Origin of the sequence: Flavobacterium sp., assembly GCF_049590715.1 — a bacterium.
Classification (GTDB): Bacteria; Bacteroidota; Bacteroidia; order Flavobacteriales; family Flavobacteriaceae; genus Flavobacterium.
The window spans coordinates 1-1,728 of the sequence record NZ_JBAWDL010000256.1 but is presented as its reverse complement, the minus strand read 5'-3'; the positions used below and the strand labels follow the sequence as shown (position 1 = coordinate 1,728).

General features: G+C 53.4%; 2 protein-coding genes. One reads left to right on the top strand and one right to left on the bottom strand.

Going from position 1 to position 1,728, the window contains the following annotated elements; genetic code table 11:
• Window positions 1-762 (top strand): Smr/MutS family protein (locus tag WBQ70_RS11745; protein WP_423914399.1); only part of this gene is annotated, 762 nt, incomplete at its 5' end.
• Window positions 763-833: 71 nt separating this feature from the next.
• Here WBQ70_RS11745 and WBQ70_RS11740 read toward each other — a convergent pair.
• A complete protein-coding gene (locus WBQ70_RS11740; RefSeq protein ID WP_423914396.1) occupies window positions 834-1,442 on the bottom strand; it encodes a hypothetical protein in 609 nt (202 codons plus the stop codon).
• Window positions 1,443-1,728 lie beyond the last annotated feature (286 nt).

Sequence of the window (1,728 nt, the reverse complement as noted above, 5' to 3'; positions counted from 1 at the left end):
CCGCAAGGCTGTTCCCTGGCTTTCCTGCCCGAATGGAAAACACTTTCCGGCGGAGATGAAGTAGAACTGGTGAAAATTCACCTTTTAAACGAAACGCCCGATTCGCTGCGCTTTCATTATGAAGTGCGCACGGCAGAAAAGCTTCAGATCTTCTCCCTGCAAGGCACCATTCCACCCTTTGGCAATGTTTTCCTGCACCACATTTCCTGGGAGCAAATGGCCGCACAGCCCCGCTTTCACTGGGAGCTGCAACCCACCTTTGGCAAGCGTTTGGGGCCGTCGCAGGCCGGTACAGTTCACCTGCGGCCAAAGCAGCTGGTGCTGCGCCTACAGCGCCTTGATGAAACCGGCGAACCCTTATTCTCCGAACTGCTTGTAGATGGCTTTCTTACAATGGCAGAGCCCCTGCACCTGCCTGCTCATTTTAAACTGAGTGGCGCTTCTTTAATAATGCCTCAGCAACCGGCAATACCTGTGGTTGCACCTTACCTGGACCTGCATGCAAACGTGCTTATCGGGGATACTGCCGGCATGCAGCCTTCCGAGATCTTCCGGATTCAGTTGGAGGCGGTGCAGGATTATATTCAGTTGGCACTGGCACACGGCCTTCGCGAAGTAATAATTGTACACGGGGTTGGCAGCGGCAACCTGCGCCGGGCCGTCCAGGAACTTGCTGGTAGCATTCGGGAGGTAAAAAAACTGATAGAGGAATGGCACCCGCGCTGGGGCTTTGGTGCTACCAAGGTGAAACTGAAAGGTTGATGGACTGGTAAAGGTTGATTTTACCCGGACTAAGTTGTTGCACGAGCCGCCAGCCCAACCTTATTAACCCGCTACTTCTTTTTTCTAAAGTCGCCCCGTTTCCAGGATTCTAAAAAGTTCATCCACGCGCCGGGCGATAATATATTGGAAGGAGGCGTTTGCTGATAGTAGACGGAGGCCCGCTGATAGGTTTGCTGCAAGACTGCCTGATTTTCTGCACCGCTTTTAGGCAGCGTCATTGCCAGCACCCGCATGGTGTAGGCATCGGTGTTTTTGCGGGCAATCTCGTACGGGTCGTCGGGAATGCGCAGGTTGCGGAAAGCATAGTCAAACTCCTCCCGGCTGGGCAGGGGCCGGATCACCGTTTCGGCCAGGTAAAAGGTATCCTGCGTCATTAGCTGAATAAGCGATACAAAATGGCCTTCCACATTCCGGGGCACCACATATTCTTTTGGCCGGTAGCCAATGGCAGAGAACTCCAGCGTATCGCCCTTGACGACCACAATGGAAAAAACACCCCGCTCGGAAGAAACCACACCCCGGTTTTTGCTTTTCACCGAAACGGTTGTGCCGCCTACTGCCCGCAGGGAATCGGCCGTCATGGTAACGCCGTTGATCTGCAGAATGTTATCGTAGGCGGCCTGCGCGCGGCCCACTGCCGGCAGGGCTATCAGCAGCACCAGAAGGGGTACCAGATATTTAGTTAGGAAGGAGGGCACAGGTTACGAAGAAAAAAAGAAAACGGGAGCGGAACGGCAGTTTTGGGAGGCCGGCTGATAAGGGCAAACATTTGCCGCTAAAAAAGGTTCTTACAAAGAACGGCTTTTGAAGCCTTAGTTTTGCCCTGCCTTTTTCGATTTAACGCTTTTTTTCTCTTCTTCCTATGACGCCCGAAGCCATTCTGCAAGCCCTCTCCAATGTTCAGGAGCCCGACCTGGGCCAGGATTTAGTTACCCTCAACATGGT